Genomic DNA, 2,093 nt, shown 5'->3' with positions numbered 1-2,093 from the left:
CGCTCCGTGCGCGAACTGTTCACGAGAACGGTGGATGGGCCGGGGTCAGCTGGCGAGCTCGCACCAGTGGCGGTACTCGTCGATCTCGCCGCGGATGGCCCGGTGGTACGTCTCGGCGATCGCGGACGTCATCGGACCGGGACAATCGATGTCGCGGTCGTCGACCGAGTTCACCGAACTGACCTCGGCCGCCGTACCGCAGACGAACGCCTCCTCGGCAACGTAGAGGTCGGTGCGGGCGAGGTTGTCGATGACGGCGTCGAACCCCAGGTCACGAGCGATCGTCAGGACACTGCTCTGGGTGATCCCCTCGAGCGCTCCGGCCGACAGCGGCGGCGTGATCAGCTTCCCGTGGCGGGCCACGAAGATGTTCTCGCCCGAGCACTCCGCGACGAGCCCGTTCGGCGCGAGCATCACCGCTTCGTCGTAGCCGGCCTTGATCGCCTCGACCTTCGCCAACGACGAGTTGACGTAGTTGCCGGTCGTCTTCGCGGCTGGCGGCATCGTGTTGTGGTCGTGGCGCGTCCACGACGACGTCTTCAGTCGCACGCCCTTCGTGACCGCGTCGTCGCCGAGGTAGGCACCCCACGGCCAGCAGGCGATCGCGACGTCGACCGAACAGGGCAGCGTGTTCAACCCCATCTCGCCGTAGCCGAGGTACGCGATCGGGCGGATGTAGCACTCCGACAGTCCCGTCGAGGCAACCGTCTCCTTCGACGCGTCGATCAACTGATCGACGGTGTAGGGGATCTCCATTCCGAGGATCTTCGCCGAGTTGAACAGCCGCTGGATATGCTCGGTCAACCGGAAGATCGCGGGACCGTCGGCGGTCTCGTACGCCCGGATCCCCTCGAACACGCCGCTTCCGTAGTGCAGGCCGTGCGTGAGCACGTGGACCTGGGCCTTGTCCCAATCGACGAGCTCGCCGTTCATCCAGATCTTGTCGGTTGCGGTGATGGGCATCGGTCCTCCTCGGATGTGCCAAACGGTGTCTGACACCGTTTGGCACGACGGTGTGTTGGGGTCAGTTTCCCACGCGGGCGGCGATCATGTCACCGACGTCGGTGGTACTGCCGGTGCCTGCCTCGTCGCACGCCGTACGGATCCGAGCGGCGGCGTCGGTCTCTCCGAGGAAGTCGAGCATCAACGCCGCGGACAGGATCGAGGCGGTCGGGTTCGCCTTGTTCTGGCCGACGATGTCGGGCGCCGAACCGTGGACCGGTTCGAACATCGAAGGACCGGTGCGGTCTGGGTTGAGGTTCGCCGACGAGGCGAGACCGATGCCACCGGACACCGCTCCCCCGAGGTCGGTGAGGATGTCGCCGAACAGGTTGTCGGTGACCACCACGTCGTAGCGGTGCGGATCCTGCACGAAGTAGATGCACGCCGCGTCGACATGGTTGTAGGCGGTGTCGACCTGCGGGTACTCCGTTGCGACCTCGTCGAACGTGCGCTGCCAGAGCGAACCGGAGAACTGCAGCACGTTGGTCTTGTGGACGAGCGTGAGGTGCTTGCGCTCGCGGGTGGACGCCAGTTCGAACGCGTGGCGAACACACCGTTCGACGCCGAAACGGGTGTTGAACGAACCCTGCGTGGCCACCTCCTGCGGGGTGCCCTCACGGAGCGAACCACCCTCGCCGACGTACGGGCCCTCGGTGTTCTCGCGGATCACCACGAAATCATGTGGCTCGGTGCCACCGGGTGCGGTGCCGACGAACGGCCGCTGGTTGATGTAGAGGTCGAGTTCGAAGCGCATCTTCAGCAGCAGTCCGCGCTCGATCACGCCCGGGGGGACGTCCGGGGTTCCGACCGCTCCGAGGAGGATGCAGTCGAACGCGCGCAGTTCGTCGAGCGTCTCGTCGGACAGGATCTCGCCGTCCTTCAGGTAGCGCGATCCACCGAGGTCGAAATCGGTCGTGGCGATGTCGACACCGGCCGCCCGGATCACCTTGACCGCCTCGGCCGTCACGTCCGGTCCGATCCCGTCGCCGCCGATCACTGCAATGTTGTGCGCCATAGTGCGCAGCAGGCTAAAGGGACCACTGCGTTCTCGTGAACTTCTCCAGCGCTCCGTGCGCGAACTGTTCACGAGA

Annotated in this window: 2 protein-coding genes; both read right to left on the bottom strand. The window is 65.7% G+C overall.

The genetic code is table 11. The features are described 5' to 3' along the window. Window positions 1-45: 45 nt before the first annotated feature. Window positions 46-963 carry a branched-chain amino acid transaminase gene (locus ON45_RS19270; RefSeq protein ID WP_040496191.1) on the bottom strand — a complete coding sequence of 306 codons (918 nt, stop codon included), beginning with the start codon at window positions 961-963 and terminating at the stop codon, window positions 46-48. A 61-nt stretch (window positions 964-1,024) separates the two neighbouring features. Further along, window positions 1,025-2,017, bottom strand: coding sequence for a 3-isopropylmalate dehydrogenase (locus tag ON45_RS19265; RefSeq protein ID WP_040496189.1), 993 nt, complete (start codon window positions 2,015-2,017; stop codon window positions 1,025-1,027). Between the last annotated feature and the right edge of the window lie 76 nt (window positions 2,018-2,093).

Origin of the sequence: Ilumatobacter nonamiensis YM16-303 (genome assembly GCF_000350145.1) — a bacterium.
GTDB lineage: Bacteria > Actinomycetota > Acidimicrobiia > Acidimicrobiales > Ilumatobacteraceae > Ilumatobacter_A > Ilumatobacter_A nonamiensis.
Note: the sequence above shows the minus strand (reverse complement) of the source record. Positions and strands in the feature narration are given on the sequence as shown.

Coding starts and splice junctions, on each gene's coding strand:
- ON45_RS19270 (WP_040496191.1), bottom strand. CDS start 963: ATGCCCATCACCGCAACCGACAAGATCTGGATGAACGGCGAGCTCGTC.
- ON45_RS19265 (WP_040496189.1), bottom strand. CDS start 2,017: ATGGCGCACAACATTGCAGTGATCGGCGGCGACGGGATCGGACCGGAC.